This window comes from Corynebacterium sp. TAE3-ERU16, assembly GCF_019209935.1.
Lineage (GTDB): Bacteria > Actinomycetota > Actinomycetes > Mycobacteriales > Mycobacteriaceae > Corynebacterium > Corynebacterium antarcticum.
In genome coordinates, this window is sequence record NZ_JAHUTN010000002.1 from 40,010 (window position 1) to 59,838 (window position 19,829).

The 19,829-nt window shown below is 70.8% G+C and carries 15 protein-coding genes; 4 read left to right on the forward strand and 11 right to left on the reverse strand.

The window, feature by feature from the left end; translation table 11 throughout:
* Positions 1 to 28 precede the first annotated feature (28 nt).
* Together KRX55_RS02385 and KRX55_RS02390 are read left to right on the forward strand one after the other, a co-directional pair.
* Positions 29 to 601, forward strand: a complete 573-nt coding sequence (locus KRX55_RS02385; RefSeq protein WP_200256026.1) for a PPA1309 family protein — start codon at positions 29 to 31, stop codon at positions 599 to 601.
* Positions 602 to 668: 67 nt separating this feature from the next.
* Positions 669 to 1,412 carry a hypothetical protein gene (locus tag KRX55_RS02390; RefSeq protein ID WP_218406260.1) on the forward strand — a complete coding sequence of 248 codons (744 nt, stop codon included), beginning with the start codon at positions 669 to 671 and terminating at the stop codon, positions 1,410 to 1,412.
* On the opposite strand, the gene KRX55_RS02395 is transcribed toward KRX55_RS02390, so the two are convergent.
* Positions 1,409 to 2,476 carry a YlbL family protein gene (locus tag KRX55_RS02395; protein WP_218406261.1) on the reverse strand — a complete coding sequence of 356 codons (1,068 nt, stop codon included), beginning with the start codon at positions 2,474 to 2,476 and terminating at the stop codon, positions 1,409 to 1,411. The two genes, KRX55_RS02390 and KRX55_RS02395, sit on opposite strands and share 4 nt — an antisense overlap.
* Positions 2,477 to 2,625: 149 nt before the next feature.
* Here KRX55_RS02395 and KRX55_RS02400 point away from each other — a divergent pair, with 149 nt between their 5' ends.
* Positions 2,626 to 4,077: a zinc-dependent metalloprotease gene (locus KRX55_RS02400; RefSeq protein WP_218406262.1), complete on the forward strand. Its 1,452-nt coding sequence runs from the start codon at positions 2,626 to 2,628 to the stop codon at positions 4,075 to 4,077.
* A 42-nt stretch (positions 4,078 to 4,119) separates the two neighbouring features.
* On the opposite strand, the gene KRX55_RS02405 is transcribed toward KRX55_RS02400, so the two are convergent.
* Positions 4,120 to 4,638: a M48 metallopeptidase family protein gene (locus tag KRX55_RS02405; protein WP_218406263.1), complete on the reverse strand. Its 519-nt coding sequence runs from the start codon at positions 4,636 to 4,638 to the stop codon at positions 4,120 to 4,122.
* An 83-nt stretch (positions 4,639 to 4,721) separates the two neighbouring features.
* Between KRX55_RS02405 and KRX55_RS02410 the strand changes: the two genes are divergently transcribed.
* The gene (locus KRX55_RS02410) at positions 4,722 to 5,651 is read left to right on the forward strand and encodes a TOMM precursor leader peptide-binding protein (RefSeq protein ID WP_218406264.1); all 930 of its coding nucleotides are present in this window, start codon (positions 4,722 to 4,724) and stop codon (positions 5,649 to 5,651) included.
* Here KRX55_RS02410 and KRX55_RS02415 read toward each other — a convergent pair.
* The 9 genes from KRX55_RS02415 to KRX55_RS02455 form a co-directional block, all read right to left on the reverse strand.
* Positions 5,632 to 7,698, reverse strand: a complete 2,067-nt coding sequence (locus tag KRX55_RS02415) for an ATP-dependent DNA helicase UvrD2 (protein ID WP_218406265.1) — start codon at positions 7,696 to 7,698, stop codon at positions 5,632 to 5,634. The genes KRX55_RS02410 and KRX55_RS02415 overlap by 20 nt on opposite strands.
* A gap of 16 nt (positions 7,699 to 7,714) precedes the next feature.
* Positions 7,715 to 8,587, reverse strand: a complete 873-nt coding sequence (locus tag KRX55_RS02420) for an NAD(+) diphosphatase (protein WP_218406266.1) — start codon at positions 8,585 to 8,587, stop codon at positions 7,715 to 7,717.
* The gene (locus tag KRX55_RS02425; protein ID WP_200256015.1) at positions 8,584 to 9,660 is read right to left on the reverse strand and encodes a potassium channel family protein; all 1,077 of its coding nucleotides are present in this window, start codon (positions 9,658 to 9,660) and stop codon (positions 8,584 to 8,586) included. Before KRX55_RS02425 ends, KRX55_RS02420 begins: the two co-directional genes overlap by 4 nt.
* Positions 9,661 to 9,738: 78 nt before the next feature.
* Positions 9,739 to 13,152, reverse strand: a complete 3,414-nt coding sequence (locus KRX55_RS02430; RefSeq protein ID WP_218406267.1) for a UvrD-helicase domain-containing protein — start codon at positions 13,150 to 13,152, stop codon at positions 9,739 to 9,741.
* A complete protein-coding gene (locus tag KRX55_RS02435) occupies positions 13,142 to 16,414 on the reverse strand; it encodes an ATP-dependent DNA helicase (RefSeq protein ID WP_218406268.1) in 3,273 nt (1,090 codons plus the stop codon). Before KRX55_RS02435 ends, KRX55_RS02430 begins: the two co-directional genes overlap by 11 nt.
* A 3-nt stretch (positions 16,415 to 16,417) precedes the next feature.
* Positions 16,418 to 17,293: a TIGR02569 family protein gene (locus KRX55_RS02440; protein ID WP_218406269.1), complete on the reverse strand. Its 876-nt coding sequence runs from the start codon at positions 17,291 to 17,293 to the stop codon at positions 16,418 to 16,420.
* Between the two features lie 62 nt (positions 17,294 to 17,355).
* Positions 17,356 to 18,495, reverse strand: a complete 1,140-nt coding sequence (locus KRX55_RS02445) for a ThiF family adenylyltransferase (RefSeq protein WP_218406270.1) — start codon at positions 18,493 to 18,495, stop codon at positions 17,356 to 17,358.
* A complete protein-coding gene (locus KRX55_RS02450) occupies positions 18,488 to 19,396 on the reverse strand; it encodes a DUF3152 domain-containing protein (protein WP_218406490.1) in 909 nt (302 codons plus the stop codon). Before KRX55_RS02450 ends, KRX55_RS02445 begins: the two co-directional genes overlap by 8 nt.
* A gap of 80 nt (positions 19,397 to 19,476) precedes the next feature.
* Positions 19,477 to 19,701, reverse strand: a complete 225-nt coding sequence (locus KRX55_RS02455) for a DUF3107 domain-containing protein (RefSeq protein WP_200256006.1) — start codon at positions 19,699 to 19,701, stop codon at positions 19,477 to 19,479.
* Between the last annotated feature and the right edge of the window lie 128 nt (positions 19,702 to 19,829).

The window sequence follows — 19,829 nt, forward strand, 5'->3', positions numbered from 1 at the left end:
ATCCGAGACAACCGGGAGCACCCATCCCATGCCAGCAACGCCGGAGTCCCCTCTCACCCAGCAGGCCCTCAACCGGGCCATGATGGAGGCCGTCGAACACGTCCACGCCGGAGGCTGGGACTCCTCCCCCGCTCTCTTCGCCCTCGTCGAGACCTCGATGCTCGCCGATGCGACGGGAGCTGCGGACCTGATCGAGGACGATTCCCCGCTGACGCTCGTGCAGCAGGACGACCTGCCTCCGCACATCGAGGGGGGCTCCGATGAGCTGGGTGATTTCGTCTCCCGCCTGGCGTGGCCGGAGCAGGTGTGCGGGGTCATCCTGGCCCAGGAGATCCTCTTCCGGGACACGGCGGGAACCGATCCCGACGATGCGGGGGACGGCCCGACCGGCGGGATCGAGGCGAAACCGGCGCGCCTGTTCTCCGGTGTGCTGCGCAGCGGGGAGGAACTGACACTGCTGCAGCTCCGCCCCACCGAGGAGGAGCTCGCGGCGGCGGGCCCCTTCGCGGATGACGAGATCAGCCTCCGGGGCGGACCCGGTGTCGCTCCCGGTGTCATCGCCGCACTTCATTACACTCTTGAGCAGCCGGCCGTCGACTGACGCCCGGCGAGAGAGAAGACCATCCGGCGGTTCCCACCCGCCATCACCGAGGAGCTGACTGACACCAGTGCCCGACACCCCGTACCGCAGCTCCTCGCGCCGTCTCCGGTTCGCCGCAGCCCTGACCGCGACCGTCCTCCTCGCCGGGTGCGGTGGAGGCGACGGTCCGGAACCCGGACAGGACGCCGACCCGGCGGACACGACGGAAGGCACGTCGACCGCATCGGCGACCTCCACCACGGATTCGGGCGGTTCCGGGAGCCCCACCTCGACGACGTCCGGGGCCTCCGCCGGCGCCACGGACAGGAGTCCGCGGCTCCCACGGAGCGTCCAGGACGCCTACGAGCGTTTCGGGACCCTCGCGCCGCGGTCGCTGTTCGAGAAGTTCGACTCCTGCATGCCGAACGGGGTGGCTGATTCCTCCGCGTGCTCGGGAGAGGAGGTCGGGCAGTTCCAGTTCTTCGCCAACGAGGCGAAGGCGGCGTCCACCACCCAGTTGCTGACCGAACTGCGCAGCGCCCGGATCGTGCAGGACGACGGGGACGTGATCGTGGGTTGGTCGAACGTGGGCACCGTCGCGATCATCACCGTGGTCGACAACGCGAACGGCGTCGTCCTGCAGCAGATGATCTCCACCGATGAACAGGACCCACGCGAGCGGATCATGGAGCTCGGCCTCGCCCGTCGGACGGCGACGACTCCGCCGCGCACCGCCACATCGACCAGACCGACGGGACAGCCCACCGGAACGGGGCGCCCTACCGCTCCCACCGGGACGTCGACGACACCGACGGATCGGGCGAAGAACTAGTTGGAGAGATAGTCCTCGCAGGTCAGCGCGCTGCCCGGGCGGGCGTCGTAGGCCGCCATCTGGTCGATCGCCTCAGCGAGCGTATCCACCTTCAGCACGGCCATATCCCCGTGGTCCCGGCTCACCGCCTCAGCGCAGTTCGCGCTCGGGGCGAGGAACACCTCCGCGCCGGCGTCACGCGCGGCGCGGACCTTGTGGACTATCCCGCCGATGGAACCGACGTCACCGGTCACCGAGATGGTTCCCGTTCCCGCCACGAAGCGACCGCCATTCAGCGGGCCTTCGCTGAGCTTGTCCACGACGGCGAGGCTGAACATCATGCCCGCACTCGGACCGCCGATGTCCTCCAGGTTGTAGTTGACGGTGATTCCGTCGGCGGGGGTGGCGTCCATCATTACCCCGAGCAGCGGCACGTCGGGCTGGTCCGGGTGGCTTCCGAGCGTGACGTCGACGGCCCGGTCGCCGCCTTCCCGATCCACCTCCAACCGGATCCGGTCGCCGGGCTTCTTCCCCCGTACGGCCTCCTGCACCTCGATCGGGAGGGTGACCGCGGTGCCGTCGACGGAGCGGATGATGTCGCCGTCCCGGAGTTCCCCCTCGGCCGCGGAGTCCTCCGCGACACCGACGACCCTGACCTGGAGCGGTTTGTCGAGGTAGGTCATGGCGGCGATCGTGGCGGCGGACTCCGAGGAGCTGAACAGCACCTCATTGCGTTGGGAGACCTCCTCGAGCGTCTCGCCCGGACGGATGAAGTGGTCGATGGGCACGAGGGTGTCCTCGGACAGCCACCTGCGGACCGCCTCCGCGAGGGTCATTCCCGTACGGATCTCCACGGTGGTCATGTCGAGGTTCCCCTCGGTCTCGTCGAGCTCCGCGCCACTGATGTCCACTACCTTCTCCCCCCGGTACTCCCCGAGGGTGTCGAAGGTCGGCCCCGGTCCCTCCGCGGCGTAGGGCACCGTCAGATCGATACCCGTCCCGGGGATGTGGTCGGCCATGGCGAGGTAGGTCAACGCGACCACGGGCAGCGCTCCGGCCAGCACAGTGCTTGTTCGACGATTCACGCCTACCAACGATACAGTCCCGGACCGCCGATCCCCGTCCCCGGCGGAGCACCCGCCACCGGTACGGACCCCGGCGCGCCCCGACGTGTTCGCTGAGAGCGTTGTTCCCGCGATGGCGAAGCTCTCGCAGCCGCCGGTAGGTTGGAGCCATGAACAACCATGGTTTTGGCTTCCGACCCGGTGACGATGACGATGACGACCGCAACGACGGTCAGAACAACTTCGGTTTCTTCAGCTTCGGGCCGGGCATGGGCGGAGGCAACATGGGCGGAGGTCTGGGCGACATGCTCAACCAGTTCGGCCAGATGCTCTCGGGCATGGGATCGTCCATGAACTCCCCCGACGGCCAGGGCGCGGTGAACTACGCCCTCGCCGAGCGGATCGCCCGTCAGCAGATCGGTCGCGTCCAACCGGTGCCCGCGAATCAGGTCACCGCCGTCACCGACGCGGTACGCCTGGCGGAGCTCTGGCTCGATGACGCCACCGAACTGCCCACCGCCTCGGGACGGGTCGAGGCGTGGAACGCGGAAACCTGGCTGGAACAGACGCTCCCGGTGTGGAAGCGGATGGTCACCCCGGTCGCGGAGCGGATGAATGAGGCCCAGCTGGAGTCGCTGCCGGAGGAGGCGCGGCAGATGATCGGCCCCATGCTGCAGATGATGAACCAGATGTCGGGCATGAACTTCGGCATGCAGCTCGGAAACGCCCTCGGTGATCTCGCCCGACAGGCGCTGACCGGTTCGGACTTCGGTCTCCCGGTCGCCCCGGCGGGGGTCACCGCGGTCCTTCCGGTCCATCTTCGGGAGATGTCGAAGGGACTCGACGTCCCGGAGCAGGAGGCCCTGGTCTACCTGTGTGTCCGGGAGGTGGCCCGCCAGCGCCTGTTCAAGCACGTCCCGTGGCTGGTCGAGCGTCTCGTCTCCTCCGTCGAGGAGTACGCCGCGGGCCTCGTGATCGACACCTCCCACATCGAGGAGGCCGCCCGCGAGCTCAACCTGGAGAGCGGTGACCCGGCGCAGATCCAGGACGCGATGCAGCGCCTGCAGGGCATGGACCTCTCGCCCAGGATCTCCTCCCGGAACGCGGCTGCCGCGGCCCGGCTGGAGACGATGCTCGCGCTCGTCGAGGGCTGGGTGGAACTCGTGGTCACCGAGGCCATCGGCGACCGGATCCCCTCCACCGCGGCGATGAACGAGGCATGGCGTCGGCGTCGCGCCACCGGTGGTTCCGCGGAGCAGGCCTTCTCCAGGGTCGTCGGCATCGAGTTCGCCGCCCCCAAGGTCGCCGAGGCCATGGAGCTGTGGCGCCGGGTGGAGGTCGCCGTTGGCGTCAAGCGCCGCGACGCCGTCTGGGACCACCCCGATTTCCTGCCCGTGGCCTCCGACCTGGAGAACTCGGCCGAGTTCATCGACGGCCTGCTCGATGAGGGCGACGCCGGGGACTTCGATCCCATCGCGGAGATCGACGCCCTGGAGAAGATGCTCGCCGAGGAGGCCGACCGGAAGAGCTCGGCGGAAGACACGGACCCCGACGGTTCCGGCGATGACCCCTCCGACCCGGTGGAACCGGGTGACGACGGGGACGACAGGCGGAACTCCTGACGTCTTTCCTTCAGTGATCCCGCGGTGCCCGGCGCTGCGGGATCACTTTCCGTTACCCCCGAAACGCTGGTAGGCCTCGAGATAGCCCTTCGCCCGCTCGGCCTGCGGTGCGCGGTCCGCCCATTCCCGGAAGGACGCGTCGTGCCCCGAGTGGATGAAGGTGTGCGTGAGCTCGTGCACGAGGACCGCGTCGAGCACGTATCCCGGAACCTCGCGCAGCCGGTCGGTGATGCGGATCTCCCCGGTGTCCGGGCTGCAGGACCCCCAGCGACGCGTCTGGTTGCCCACCCACCGCACCGAGCTGAACGTCGCGCGCCCCTCCAGCAGCCGGCTGTTGAGTTCCCGGGCGCGGGCCTCGAGCTCCGCGTCCCCGGTGTGCACCGATGTGGACCGCCGCCGGACCCTCGCGACGATGTCCGCGACCGCTTCCGCCTCCTGTGCCGCGGTGAGCCGCGCGGGGATCCGGACGACGATCTTCCCGTCGACGATCCGGCCGGAGACCGTCCTGGTCCGGCGGGTGGATCGGATCACCTGGATCTCGGGGTCTGTGGACTGCGCCATGACAGTTGAGTCTATCTGTGGTGAAATGGCCGCACCGTCACTGCTGCTGGGGCCTGTGGACAACCGAGACACGAGGTATCCCCATGCCCGAAACCGGACAACCTGTCCGTCTGGCCCCCACGGTCAGCCTGCATCTCCGCCGCGGCCGCAACCTCCAGTTCGGCCTCGACCCGACCTGGGCCGGCATCATAGACACACTTCCCCCGGACACGACGACACGGATCCGGGACGTCCTGGCCGGCACCCGGACGCCGGTCACCGTCGATGAACTCACCGACGCACTCGTCTCGGCCGGTGGGACACCGGCCGAGACCGCCACCCTGATCGACGAACTCATCGACTACGGGGCGCTCCTCCGCGTGCCTGTCGGGGTACCGCGCGTCGGGGTGCTCGGTGAGGACCGTGCCGCGGACGGAATCCGTGATCTGGTCGCGCAGTACGGAGCCGAGGTGTCGGGACGACTCCCCGGTGAGCGGCCCGGCGGTTTTCTGCGGACCTTCAGCCCCGGAGCACCGGTCGTGCTCACCGGCGCACCCGATGAACTGCACGATCTGTCCACACCGATCATCCAGCGCGGCGGCGACGTCATCCCGGTCACCGTCATCGACGGCCGGGTGGTCCTGGGGCCGCTCCGTCTACACGGTGCGGGGCCGTGCCCGTTGTGCGCGCGTCTGCACCGTTTCGACGCGGACCCGGACGCCCCCAGGGAGGCCCCACGGTTCGGGGACGGGAGCTGGCTGCCGCCGGATCCGGTCGTGCTCCGCACCGTGGTCACGACCGCGGCCGCACTTGTTCTCCGGTTCGCGGGTGTGACCGCCCCGCCGCCGGGGCCGGAGCGCGACCTTCCGTCCGCGGGGACGGTGATCACCGTCGATCCGCACCGGCTCACCTCCACCGCCACCCGGTTCGGGGTTCACCCGCACTGCCCGGACTGCTGGGCGGCCGCCCGGGGATGCGCCGATTCCGGCGCACCGTCACCGGGGGTGCCGGAGGTCAGTCGAGGGTTCCGTTGACGATGGCCAGCACCTGACCGCCGTACTTGTCCACCTTCACCGGGCCGACGCCGCTGACCCCGAGGAGTTCCCGTTCATCGGCGGGCATCGCCTCGGCGATGGCCATGAGCGTCGCGTCGGAGAACACGATGTACGCGGGAACCTGATCCTCCCGTGCGGTCTCCGCCCGCCAGGCGCGCAGCTGCTCGAAGATCCCGTCGTCAGCGCCGCCGGGGCAGTCGATGCAGCGCCGCAGGACCTTCTCCTGCGGGCTCTCCAGCGGGGAGCCGCACACCCGGCACCGCTTCGGGCGGTTGCGGGAGGATCCCCGTTCCACCGGCTCCGGGTCGGTGACGATCCCGTCGAGGAACCGGGTCCGCTTCCGCGACTTCCTGCCGCCCTCCTGGCGGGCCAGCGCCCAGGAGCAGAAGAGATGGGTCCGGGCACGGGTGACTCCGACGTAGAACAGTCGGCGTTCCTCCTCGACCTGGTGCTCCCCGGCCTTGATCGCGTGGCTGATGGGCAGGGTGTTCTCGACGAGGCCGACGAGGAAGACGGCGTTCCACTCCAGCCCCTTCGCGGCGTGCAGCGACGCGAGGGTCACCCCCTGCACCGTCGGCGGGTGTTTGGCCTCGGCCCGGTTCTTCAGCTGCACGAGCAGTCCGTTCATGTCCAGGTCCGGGGTCGCGAGGCCGAGCTCGTGGACGAGCTCGACGAGGGCGTTGAGGGACTGCCACCGCTCCCTGGCCTGGGCGCCCTCCGGTTCCTCCGGGGTGAGCCCCAGGGGCGCGAGGACGGCGCGCGCGACGACGCGGAGTCCGGGGCCGACGGCCTCATCGGGGAGATCGTCGCGCTGCGCCGCACGCACGAGCTCGGAGATGGCCTTGCGGACCTCGGTCCGGTTGAAGAAGCCCTCTCCCCCGCGGACCTGGTAGACGATCCCTGCGTCGGAGAGAGCCTGTTCGAACACGGCGGACTGGGCGTTGATGCGGTAGAGCACGGCGATCTCGGACGGCGGCATCCCGGAGTCGATGAGCTCCGCGATCCTCTTCGCCACGGCGGCGGCCTCCGCGGGCTCGTCGTCGTGCACGGAGAACTCCGGCTCCGGCCCCGGATCCCGCATACCGGTGAGTTCGAGCCGGGTGCCCGCCACGCGGCCCTTCGCCCGGCCGATCACCGCGTTCGCCAGCCGGGTGACCTGCGGGGTGGAGCGGTAGTCCCGCTCGAGTCGGGTCAGGGTGGCGTCGGGGTACTTCCGGGTGAAGTTGAGCAGGAAGTCCGGGGTGGCGCCGGTGAACGAGTAGATGGTCTGGTTCGCGTCGCCGACGACGGTGAGATCGTCGCGGTCCCCGAGCCACGCGTCGAGGACCCGCTGCTGCAACGGGGTGACGTCCTGGTACTCGTCGACGACGAAGCTGCGGTACTGCTCGTGGAACTCCTCCGCGACGGCGGGGGCGTTCTCCAGGGCGGCGGCGGTGTGCAGGAGGAGGTCGTCGAAGTCGAGGAGCATCCCCTCCTCCGAGGTCTTCGCCTGCTCGTAGCGGCGGTAGACCTCCGCGACCTTCTCCGCGTCCACGGGCGGGGTGCGCTGTGTTCCCGCGATGGCCTGCACGTAGGCGTCCGGGGTGATCAGCGAGGCCTTGGCCCACTCGATCTCACCCAGGATGTCCCGCACGGTCTCTGTGCTCGAGTCCACCCCGACGCTGCGGGTCGCCCGCCCGACGAGCGGGAACTTGTTGTCCAGCAGACGCCACGGCAGGTCCCCGGCGACCTGCGGCCAGAAGTACCGCAGCTGACGCCGCGCCGCGGCGTGGAAGGTGCGTGCCTGGACACCACCGATGCCCATGCGGGCGAGCCGGTGCCGCATCTCACCCGCGGCCCGGGCGGTGAAGGTGACCGCGAGCACCCGGTTCGGGCCGACGAAGCCCTGGTCGATGAGGTGCGCGATGCGGTAGGTGATGGTGCGGGTCTTGCCGGTCCCGGCGCCAGCGAGGATGCAGACCGGGCCGCGGGGTGCGGTCGCCGCCACGCGCTGGTCCGGGTCGAGTTCGTCCAGGTTGATCGCCAAGGGGTGCCTCCGGGTATCAGTGTTCGGTGTTCGTCGTGGCGGCGGTCGCCCGCGCCCGGGCCCACCCGAGGATCAGACGGTGCGCGATGGAACCTGGCGGGGCGATGGGAACCACTCCGTCGAGGATGTCGGCGGGTCCGGCCCAGATGATCTCGGCCAGCTCCCCGTCGGTGCCCCACCGGGCATCGGCGTCGTCGGTGACGGCGGTGAATCCGATCATCACCGAGTCCGATATCGGCCACGGCTGGCTTCCTGCGTAGCGGATGTCCCGGCAGGTGCGCCCGGTCTCCTCCGCGACCTCGCGGGCGAAGGCGTGCTCCAGACTCTCCCCCGGCTCCACGTATCCGGCCACCAGCGAGAAGAAGTCCCGCCGGGCGTCGCGGGCGAGGAGCACCCGGTCGGTTCCGGCGAGCTCGATCAGCCCGATGACGGCCGGATCCACGCGCGGGAAGTAGTCCGCACCGGCACCGTTGACGGCCCTGCTTCCGGTTTCGTTCCAGGTCAGCACCGATCCGTCGCGGGGGTCGAAGCGTGTTCTCTCGGTGGTGCGCAGGACCGCGACGGCCCGGTCCACGGTCCGGGACCAGGCCCGGCGTTCGAGATCCCGGGGGGCGACCGCGCGGGTGGCCGACGTCCGCGACATGATGGTCGCTGCCGCTTCGTCGTCGACGCGCAGGGCGTAGTCTCGGTCGACGGTTCCCCGGGTGGTGCCCACCTCGAGCAGCACCCTCCCGTCGGTGGGTACGCCGAGGGCTGTGAGCTGTGCGGTCGTGAGGTAGACGGCGGTGAGGTCCTCGGCCATCAGGGCCCTGTCGCGCGTGGTGACGCAGAGATGGTTCTCGTGGACGACGGGAACCGTGCCCGCCGTGTCCGGTTCGCGGGGTGTCACTGAGAGGACACGTCCTCCCGGAACACGCGGCGCACGAACAGCAGCCGGTCCCCCGGTTCCACGGTCTCGGCCTCGGGTGAGTCGATGCGGTAGAGCTCACCGGAGCGCACGACACCGAGAACGATGTCCGCGAGGTGCCGTGGGTTCGCCCCGACCTCGTCCTCCCCGACGAGCCGTTCGGCGATGGAGAAGCCCTCGTCCGGGGACAGCAGATCCTCCATCATCTCCACGACGGACGGGGTGACGGTCGCCAGACCGAGCATGCGGCCGGCGGTCTCGGAGGAGATCACCACGGAGTCCGCGCCGGACTGCTTCAGCAGGTGGAGGTTCTCGGACTCACGCACACTGGCCACGATCGTCGCGGCCGGGGCGATCTCCCGGACGCTCAGGGTGACCAGGACGGCGGTGTCGTCCATGTTGGGTGCCACGACGACGGCCCGGGCCCGGGTGACACCGGCGAGTTTGAGGACGTCGGCCTTCGTCGCGGAGCCGTGCACGGTGACCAGTCCCTGGCTCGACGCCATGTCGAGGGAGTGCCGGTCGGTGTCGACGACGACGATCTGGCTGGGTGGCGTGCCGTCGGCCATGAGTGCGGCGACGGCGGAGCGTCCCTTGGTGCCGTAGCCGACGACGACGGTGTGGTTGCGCATGCGCTTCCTCCAACGCTGGATCTGCAGTGCCCGGCGGGTTTCCTCCGTGAGCACGGACAGGGTGGTACCGACCAGGAGGATCAGGAATGCGATCCGGATCGGGGTGATGATGATGATGTTGATCAGGCGGGCGTTCTGGGTCACCGGGGTGATGTCGCCGTAGCCGGTCGTGGACAGTGAGACCGCCGAGTAGTAGACCGCGTCGATGAAGGTGAGGTCCTCGGAGTAGCCGTCCTTGTCCGCGTAGACCATCAGCGCGACGAGAGCGAGCAGGATCAGTGCGTACACCACCCGGCGCGCGATCAGCGTCCACGGGGAGAAGTAGCGCTGCCCCGGGATGCGGATGATGTTCAGCAGCGCGTGATCGGGCAGATCATCGAGTTCGGTGTCGCTGCGGAACCGGTCGCGGAAGCTCTTGCGCATCTCGTCTCCGTGTTCTGGTCGTCTCGCGGTGCCGGTGGGTCCCGGTTGTGCGGCGTGCCCACCCGACGGTGGGGAACCCTACAGCAACCGCGCCAGTTCCCCGGCGTCTGGTAGCTTACCCGGCTCGAGAGTGTGGTCGGGGCCGATGTAGTGGAAAGCGGCCCTGATCTCCGCGGGGTCTATGCTGCGCCCCAGTCGCCTGGACAGCAGCTGCGCCCACGCCAGACGGTAGACGGCCAGCTGAACCACCGCCGAATCGAGGTCCCGGCCGGTCGGCGGTCGCCCGGTCTTCCAGTCCACGACCATCCATCCCCGCGCGGGGTCGTCCCCCTCGTGGAACACCGCATCCATCCGGCCGCGGACGACGTGTCCGCCGATGGTGATCTCGAAGGGCTGCTCCACGTGGGCCGGGGTCCGCCGGGCCCAGGCGCTGGCGAGGAAGGCCTCCTTGAGCCGTGCCAGTTCGGGCCCGCGGATGTCCTCCTCCCCGAGCCCGGGCAGCTCGTCCTCGTCCAGTAGTCCGGTGGCCCCGTAGCGGTCCTCGATCCACTGGTGCAGGGCGGTTCCCCGTTTCGCGTAGGTGTTGGGTTTGAAGGGCACCGGCCGGCGGAGCCTGCGGGCGAAGGCGGTGGCGTCGCGGGACACGGCCACCAGGTCGGAGGCGGTGAGTTCGCGCCCGATCTCCACGTCCACGACCGGGGTGTCCAGTCGCCGCTGCTCCTCGATCAGTGCGGTGACCTCCTGTTCCCAGAGCTGCTCGATGTCGCCGTCGCGGCCCGGCGCGGGCGGGTCGACGGCGGCGGCCCGGACGAGCTCGGCACCGCGGCGTACGGCGTCGGCACGCGCGCCGAGATACTCGGGCGGGAACACGGCGTCCGGGGCACCCGCCTCCCCGTCGTCCGTCGCCGGTCGGGTACCGGTGGCGGTTCCGGCATCCTGCGCCTCCGGTTCGTGCCAGTGCGCGACGGTGTCGGGCTGGTCGCGGCGGATGGCCTCGAGGTGGACGTAGGGGGCTGCGGTCGTGCCGGTGTCGCTCATCCCGGAACCGGTGACGTAGAGAAGTCGCTCGGAGCGGGTCAGGGCGACGTAGAACAGGCGGGTGTTCTCCTCCTCGAGCGCGGTGCGGAACTGCGCACGGTGCTCCTCCATCGCGGTCTCCAGGTCCTTCCGGTTCTCCACGTCGACGGTGTCCAGGACGGGGCTGCCGACGCTGTCGGCGCCGTCCTCGCGGGCGTCACCCCGCAGGGTCGCCGGGACCTTCGTGATGTCGGTGAGCCAGGTCTCGACGGTGACGCGGGGCGAGGAGGCGTCGGTGTAGGTGCGGTTGTCGGCGTGGAGGACGGCGACGGTGTCCCACTCGAGGCCCTTCGCCTTGTGCACGGTGAGGATCTGCACGCGGTCGGCGTTGACCCGCACTTCGCCGGGTTCGAGTCCCTCCTCCTGTTCGCGGGCGAGGGCGAGGTGGTCCAGGAGGCTGCGCAGAGTCGCCCCGGGGATCTGGGCGAAGGAGGCGACGTGCTCGTGGAAGCGGTCGAGGTGCACGGTTCCGGCGGCGCCGTCGGCGTACGGGTCGGTTCGGGCGAGGACCTCGGTGCGGATCCCGGTGATCCGTTCGATGTCGCCGAAGATCTCGGGCAGGTCGTGTCCCAGGGAGCGGGTGCGCAGGTGGCGCAGGTGGGAGGCCAGCCGACGGAGCCGGGACAGGCCCCCGGGACTGTAGCGTTCGGGTTCGCCGAGGTCGGCGACGGCGTCGGTGAGACCGGCGGTGGCGGTGTCGTCCCCGGTGGGCAGGGCCTCGGCGATGATGTCGCGTAGTCGCGCGAGTGCCGGGTCGTCGGGGATGCCGCCGTCCCCCGCATCCGGGATGCGGCTCCGGTCGTCGCCACGCCCGCTGTCGGAGCCGCCGGTCGCGCGGCCGGTGAGATTCGCCGCACGGCCCGCGAGGGCGAGGACGTCGGCGGCCCCCAGACCGACGTGGGGGCCGGTGAGGATGCGGAGTGCCGCCCGGTTGTCCCCGGGTCGGACCAGCATCGTCGCGAAGGCCACGAGATCGGCGACCTCGGGGATGTCGAGGAGCCCGCCGAGCCCGACGATCTCGACGGGGACACCGCGTTCCCCGAGTGCTGCGGCGATGGCGGCGGAGTGTTTCCGCTTGCGCACGAGGACGGCACCGGTGAACGTCTCTCCCCCGGCGCGACGGTCCGCGTAGTCGGCGGCGAGCCGGTCCGCGAGCCAGCCGATCTCGGAGGCGGCGTCGGCGAACCAGCCCAGCCGGAGGGTTCCCGCGGGTGAGCCGGGGCGGGGCCGGAGCGGTTGGACGGCCCGGTCGGGGTTGTTCGCCGGGCCGAGGACGCTGCGGGAGACGGCGTTGGCCGCGGTGAGGATCTCGGGTGGGTTGCGCCAGCTGGTGACCAGCTCCATCTTCGGTGCCGGCTGCGGCGGTGCGGTGGGGTCGTGCCGGTCGATGCGGGGGAAGTCGGTGACGAAGCGCGTGAGGTTGGCCGCGGTCGCACCCCGCCAGCCGTAGATCGACTGCATGGGATCCCCGACTGCGGTGACCGTCAGGGAGGGGTCGGTGCCGCCGAAGAGGCTGGACAGCAGCACCCGCTGGGCGTGTGAGGTGTCCTGGTACTCGTCGAGCATGACGACGCGGAAGCGGCGGCGCTGGCTGTATCCGACCTCGGGGTGTGTGGAGGCGAGCCGGGCGGCCAGGGACATCTGCTCGCCGAAGGTGATGACGTTGCGGCGGGTGAGTTCGGCACGCAGTTGTCCGACGAGCGGGAGGAGCGCGAGCCGCAGCAGCTGCCGGTCCCTGATCCTCGCGGTATTCTGCGCGAGCTTCTCCTTCTGTCGTGGCCCCGGGGGCAGTTCGTCGAAGAGGCTGACGAAGGGATCGGTCTCCTCCGTGATACCGGCGGCGTCGACCATGTGGTTGTCCATGTCGGCGGCGAGCGCCAGCAGGGTGTCGACGATGTGGGCGCGTCCCGTCTCCATGGGCAGCTCACCGCGGTAGGAGCCGACGAGGTCCCAGGCGATCTGGAAGAGCTCGGTGCGGGTGATCAGACGGGCGGAGGGCTCCACGGGGAGCAGCAGGCCGTATTCGCCGATGAGCCGGCCGGCGTAGGAGTCATAGGTGGACACGGTCGGGGTGATGGCCCGGAGACTGTGTTCGAGGGCACCGGTGGGGTCGAGGTCCCGGAGACGCGGGATCCCGGCGAGGGTCGCCAGCCTCGCGCGGATGCGCTGGGAGAGCTGCTGGGCGGCCTTCCGGGTGAATGTGAGGCCGAGAACCTGGTCGGGGGCGGCGAGGCCGGAGGCGACGAGCCACACAACGCGGGCGGCCATCGTCTCGGTCTTGCCCGCACCGGCGCCGGCGACGACGAGGAGGGGGCCGGGGTCGGCGCTGATGATGGCGGCCTGCTGGTCGGTGGGGGCGTGTTCCTGGCCGAGCCACCGGGACAGCAGCACCGGGGAGAGTTTCTCAGCGGGCATCGGTGAGCACCCGTCCTTCCTCCTGTGCGGGGCACATTCGGCGCAGGGAGCACCGTTCGCAGGATTCGTTGATCCGGGCGGCGAGCCGGGGGCCGGTCACCGAGGCGGCGAGCCGGGGCAGGGTGGCGGCGAGCTCGGCGAGTTCCTCCGGGGTCTTGGCGGCCTGGTCGCGGGTGGTGATCTTCGCGGTCGTGGTGCCCGGGTAGACGAGGACGCCGCCGCCGACGGATTCGGCGGAGCCTGAGGTGTCGGCGTCGGTGACGCGGACCCGACCGGGCCCGCCACCGGCGGTGGTGTCGGGGACGACCTTCCCCCGCGACAGGGCGAGCTGGTAGGCGGCGAGCTGCGCGTGCTCCCCCATCGACTTCTGGGTGGGTGGGTGGGCGCCGGTCTTCAGGTCGACGACGACGAGGTCTCCGTCCGCGGTGCGTTCCAGGCGGTCCATCCGTCCGTTGATGACCAGGTCCCGACCGTCCCCGGTGGTGCCCACCGTCACGGACACGGGGACCTCCACCCCGACGGCGGTGAACACCGAGCGGGAGATCGTGAGCCAGTCTGCGGTGCGGCCGATGAGGCGGTCCCAGGCGGCGAGGTCGATCGGGATCCGCCAGTCCGGGGTGCCGTTGAGTTCGAGGACACGGGTGTAGGCGTCGCGCACCAGCCGTTCGGCCGCTTCCCGTTCCGCACCATCCCCCACCGCCTCGGCGAAACCGTGGGCGAGGATTCCGGCGATCAGGTGCAGCGGAATCTCCTCGTCGGTGTCCACCCGCCCCAGAACGGCCCGCAGCGGACACGCCGCGATCTGTTCGATCTGCGACGGGGACAGGGTCACGGTGTCCCGGCGCGGGCGGACCGGCCGGTCGGTGGACGGCCCGGCGAGCCCCCACCACTGATCGGGGTCGGCACCGGGCACCCCGGCCTCCGCGAGGCGGACCAGCTGACGGGCGGCCTGGCGCCGGCGGCTGTCGGATGCACCGGGGTCGCAGACGGCACGGCGGAGTTCACCGACCATGGCCGGAACCGACAGCAGTCGGGTGCCGAAGGGAATTCCGTCGATCTCGGCTGTGTAACCGTGGTCCTCTCCCTCGACGTCCCGGGGTCCGCCGCCCATCCGGTGGATCTCCACGCCGAGTTCCTCGAGGAAGCGGGACGGCTCGAGGACCTCGTTGCCCTCCGGGGTGTCGAGGGCCGTTACCAGCAGGGTGTCGGTGGCACGGGTGCACGCCAGATGGAACAGGCGCCGTTCCTCGGCGAGGCGTTCCACGGCGCGGGAGATGTGGACGTCGGGGTCGATGCCGTCGTCGAGGAGGTCCACGAGTTCCTCCTGGCCGAACAGGGTCCCCGTCTCCGAGGTGGTGGGCCAGGTGCCCTCCTGGACTCCGGCGACGACGACGGTGTGCCATTCCCTGCCGCCTGCGGCGTGCGCGGTGAGCAGGTGGACGGCGTCGGGTTCGACTCCGCGCCGGTCGCGTGCGCCGGTCGGGAGCTGCTGGTCACCGATGTGCCGGACGAAGGCGGCGGTGCCCGCGCTGGGGCGCCGTTCGACGAAGTCTCCGGCGGCGTCGAACAGGGCCATCATCGCGTCGAGATCGCGGTCGGCCTGGGACCCGGCGGTGCCTCCGCGCAGGGATGCGGCGGCGAGCCGGTCCGCCAGCCCGGTGGCGTTCCACAGTTCCCACAGGACGAGCTCCACGGATCCGCCCGCGCGCTGCGCCTCCGTGCCTGCGGTGAGGACGGAGCGGACCCGGTCGAGTATGTCGGTCTCCCGTTCGGTGAGGAAATCGGTGGCGCTGACTCCGCCGTCCGCGGGAGCGGGATCCGGATTCGCCACGGTGGAGCCGTGCGGGAGGACCAGCTCGGCGAGGACGTCGACGGCCCGGCGGCGCCCACCGCGCCGGAGTTCGGCCTGGCGCAGTCCGCGCAGCAGGCGGCGGAGCGTGACGGGGTCGGCGCCGCCGACGGGGCCGAGGACGAGATCCTCGACCTCGGTGCGTTCCAGCGGGCCGTCGAGGGCGCGGGCGGCCAGCAGGATCGCGGAGACGATCCGCTGCTCGGCCAGGACGGTGTCGGTGGGGTCGAGCTGGACGGGCACCCCGGCGGCGAGCAGCGCCCGCCGGATCGCCCCCAGCGCCGCGGTGGAGCGGACGATCACCGCCATCCGGGGCCAGGGGACCCCGTCCATGAGGTGGGCCCGACGGAGGGCGTCGGCCACGGCCCCGGCCTGGGCGGCGGCACCGTCGCAGATCACCGCGCCGCGGTGGGCCGGCGTCCGGTGCGGCGTGTCCAGGACGAGTTCGTCCGTGCAGGGGTGCTGCGTGAGGAAGTCGGGGTCGGCACCACGGAAGCGGAACACCGCCTGCCCCGGATCGCCGGCGATGACGGTCAACCGGGTGGAGGGGATGAACAGATCCAGCAGCTCGGCGGTGCGCGGGTCGAGGTTCTGTGCGTCGTCGATGAGGAGGGTGTGCAGCGCGGCGCGCTGACGTTCCAGCAGGCCGTCGTCGAGGGCGAGGGACTCGATGGCGACGGTGACCAGTTCGGAGGCGTTGTAGCGCCGCACTCCCCCGAGAGCCATCGTCTGCTCGTACTCGCGGAGGAAGTCGCCCGCCGCCCGCCACGCGGGACGCCCGTGCTCCATGCCGAGGCGCACGAGATCCTCCGGCCCCAGGCCGCGCTCGACGGCACGGAGCAGGAAGTCTCGGAGCTGGCGGGCGAAGCCGACCAGGGTCAGGGCGGGCCGGAGTTCCGCGGGCCAGCTGCCGAGCCCGTCCTCGGCGTGGCCGGCGAGGAGCTCCCGGATCACGGCGTCCTGTTCCGCACCGGTGATGAGCCGGGGTGCCTGATCGCCGGCGCGGACGGCCGCCGCTCTGAGCAGCGCGAAGGCGAACGACGGTGCGGAGCGGACGAGGGGCGCGGAACCCGCGAAGCCGGGAATCTCGCGCAGGCGGTCGGCGAGCTGTCTGCGGAGCCGGCCCGCGGCCTCCTTCGACGGGGTGACGATCATCAGGCCGTCCGGGTCCGCCCCCTCACGCAACCGGGCCAGGGCGGTGTCGATCAACAGTGCGCTGACCCCGTGACCGGCGGCGCCGGTGACCCTCCAGACGCCCTCCCCGCCGTCGATCAGGTTCCGTGCCACAGGCCCCCAGGTCCGTACCGGAGGCTGTGGTTGCGCCGTGGAACGACGCAGTCTGACGGTCGGGTTCGGTGGCGGCGCGAGGTGGTTCCACGCACCGCCACCGGCGGTGGAGCGGGTTTCAGGCATGGGTCACAGTGTGTCGGTGTCGCCGGACAGGAGGAGTTCGACGACCCGTGCGAGTTTCGCACTCACGTTCGGATCGGCGTCCTCCAGCAGGGCGTGGAGATAGAGCCGGTAGAGCAGCGCGCGCCGCATCAGCTGCCCGATGTCGGGCAGGTGGGAGTAGCGGGCGATGATGCCGTCATCGACCTCGCCGGCGACCAGGGCGTCGACGATGACCTGCGCGGCGGTGTAGCCGTGCGGGTGCGCGACACCGACGATGTCGGTCACCACCGGCGGCAGATCCCCGGAGAACAGCGTCGTCGCGTACATGTCCGCGTGACCGACCTGGCGGGCTCCGCCGACCGGTTCGATGGTCCTGGTGACCAGTGCGGCCATGGTCATCCCGGCGCGCTGGGTCTCACTGGCGGTGGCGTCGAGCCCGAGTGCCGGGGCGAGGACGGACGCCGGGTCGGGGGACCAGGCGGCGCGGTCCGCGACCGCGAACAGATCGGTGACGCCGTCCGGGGTTCCCACGGGTGCGGTGAGGTGCTCGGGGACGGGCAGCGGCGCGAGCGCGTCCGCCAGCCGCAGTGCCGCGGCGACCGTCTCGTCGACCCTGGCGACCGGTTCGCCCTCGATGAAGGTGGAGGCACGCCAGCCGGACACGACGTAGCGGCCATCGGTCGACCGTACGGGTCGGACCGGTCGGACGCCCTCCGGGTGCAGCTGTTCCCGGACCTTGGCCGACCAGCTAGCGGCGACCGGGTCGAGGACCCGGCTGATCACCGTCTGGTCCACCAGCCAACCGTTGTCCCAGGCGGGGCCGAGGGGCTGCGGTGTCCGGTCGGAGGCGCGGAAGATGCCGCAGACGTAGTCAGGCAGTTCCGGAGGGGTGTTGTCCATGCCAGTCACGTTACCGCCCGGGCCCGGGGCCGCGGGAAGGGACGTGGCGGTTCACCGGCCGCTCACCGTCGGAGCCACCAGGCGTTGATGCCGCCGGACAGGGACACGACATCCGTGAATCCCGCGCGGTCGAGCAGGAGGGCCGCCGCCCGGGAACGGATCCCGGCGGCGCAGTAGACGGCCAGCGGCGTGTCCCGGGGCAGGTCGTCCAGGGAGCCGAGGGTGCCGGTCTTCAGGGTGCTCAGCGGCAGCCGGAGCGGGTCACCGAGGACACCACCGGCCCATTCGTGGGGTTCCCGCACGTCGACGAGCCGGACACCGCTCCCGGTGAGCTCGGGCCACCGGGCCACCGGGGTCTCCCGGATCCCGTCCGGGGTGACGACGGGTGCGGGTGTGCAGACCTGCTCCCGCTCCGGCGGGGTCGTGTGCCGCAGCGCCACGGATCCCCGCTGGGGCTCGAAACGGACGGTGCGCATGGTCGCCTCCGCCCCGTCCCAGAGCGCGAGCCTGCCGATCAGCGGGGTCCCCGTTCCCGTGACGAGTTTGATCACCTCGGTGGCCATGATCGTGCCGATGACCCCGGGCAGCACCCCGAACACACCACCCTCGGCACAGGTCGGCACGGTGCCCGGTTCGGGCGGTTCGGGGTAGAGATCGCGGAGGGTGTGGCCGTCGTCGAAGACGGACACCTGACCGGAGAACCGGCTGATCGAGCCCCAGACCAGTGGGATGGCCCGATCAGCGCACGTGTCGGCCACGAGGTACCGGGTGGCGAAGTTGTCGGAACCGTCGACGACGATGTGCGGGTCCAGTCCGTCGAGGATCTCCCCGATCGTGTCCCGGGTGAGCCTGGTGTCGAAGGTCCGGACGGTGACCAGCGGGTTGAGGTCCGCGATGAACTGCGCCGCAGAACGTACCTTGGGTGCGCCGACCGCGGAGGCGGGGTGGATGATCTGGCGCTGCAGGTTGCTCAGGTCGACGACATCGTCGTCGACGACCCCGAGTGTCCCGACGCCGGCGGCGGCGAGGTACTGGAGGACCGGGGACCCCAGGCCACCGGCACCGACGCACAGGACCCTGGCGCCGACGAGCCGCTGCTGCCCCACCAGTCCGATCCCGGGAAGGCTCAGGTGCCTCGCGTACCGCTCGGCGGCACCCTCGGGCAGTTCGACCGGCTGTACGGGAAGTGCGGTGTCAGGCATGAGGGTAGGGCCAGGGGTTGTAGCGGCACACCGCCCCATCGTCCGGGTAGACCTCGGTCGGGCTGATCCCGGTCAGGACGGAGTTGGACAGCGACAGGGTCTGCTGCATCATCACCGGGGCCAGTTCACCGTCACCACCGCAGGGTTCGTGCGCGGCGAAGCCGATACCGTGCCCGACCTCGTGGTTGATGAGGTACTGGCGGTAGGAACCGAGGTCCCCGCCGAAGGGCAGGGCGCCGCGGATCCAGCGGGACTCGTTGAGCAGGACCCGGTTGCCGTCGGAGTAGAAGCAGCTGGTCTCCATCTCCAACGACTGGCCGCACAGTTCGTGGGTGGTGCCGACGGACGTCAGCTGGATCCGGAGATCCGGGGTGCGAGGGTCACTGCCGTCGATGTGCTGGAACGCGAAGCGGGGGTCGGCACTCCATCCCCGGGGGTCCGCGAGGGTCGCGTCGACCATCGCCGCTACGGCGTCGTCGCCCCCGTAGACGGATCCGTCCACGCCCTCCTCGATCTCCACGACGTACGTGAAGGTCTTCTCCCCCCTGCCGAGCGGCGGACCGGCGTAGCCGACGGTGCGGAACTCCCCGGTGCCCTTCTCCGTGTAGGGGGCACCGGGCGGGAGTTCCCCGTTGGGCAGTTCGGGCCGCCGGGCATCGGCGGGATTCGGTCCACCGCCGAGCCCGGTGTCGACGACGCCGGAATCATCCGTCGGCGCCGCGGAGGTCATCCGGGCACGTGCGTCCCCGGTCGTGGAGCCTGCACGCGGATCGGCCTGCGGCGCGGCCGCCTCCCGTGCATCGGTGGTGAAGATGCTGACCAGTACCCAGACGGTGATCACGATGAGCACCGGGATAGCGTAGGCGCGCCATCCGTATTCACGGGCGAAGCGTACAAGCATCGGTTCCACGTCTCTTCAGGTCTCTCCAGTTGCGGTGGGTGGCCGTTCCCGGTGGTGTCGACAGGCCCGGCGTCAGTCGGTCAGTGCAGGAATCCGACGGGGCGTGACGTCGCCGTCCCGACCTCGACGTAGGCGATGCGGCTGTTGCGCGCCAGGACGACGCGTCCCTTGTCGTCGGTGAGCCGGAGGACGCCCCCGTCATCGGCCAGGGCCTCGGTGACCTGCTCGATGATGGCGTCCTGTTCCTCATCGGTGCTGACCACTACTTCGCGGGCGGTGTCGGAAAAACCGATCTTGATGTCCACGTCGTGTCTCCTCGGGTTCGTTCAGATTTCATCGTGCCCACGGACCCGGCCGGATCGACCCGACGGGGGTCCGGCGGGAGTGCACGAAGGTGAAAGGGTGTCCATCGGGAGCCTACGCGCCCGCGGAT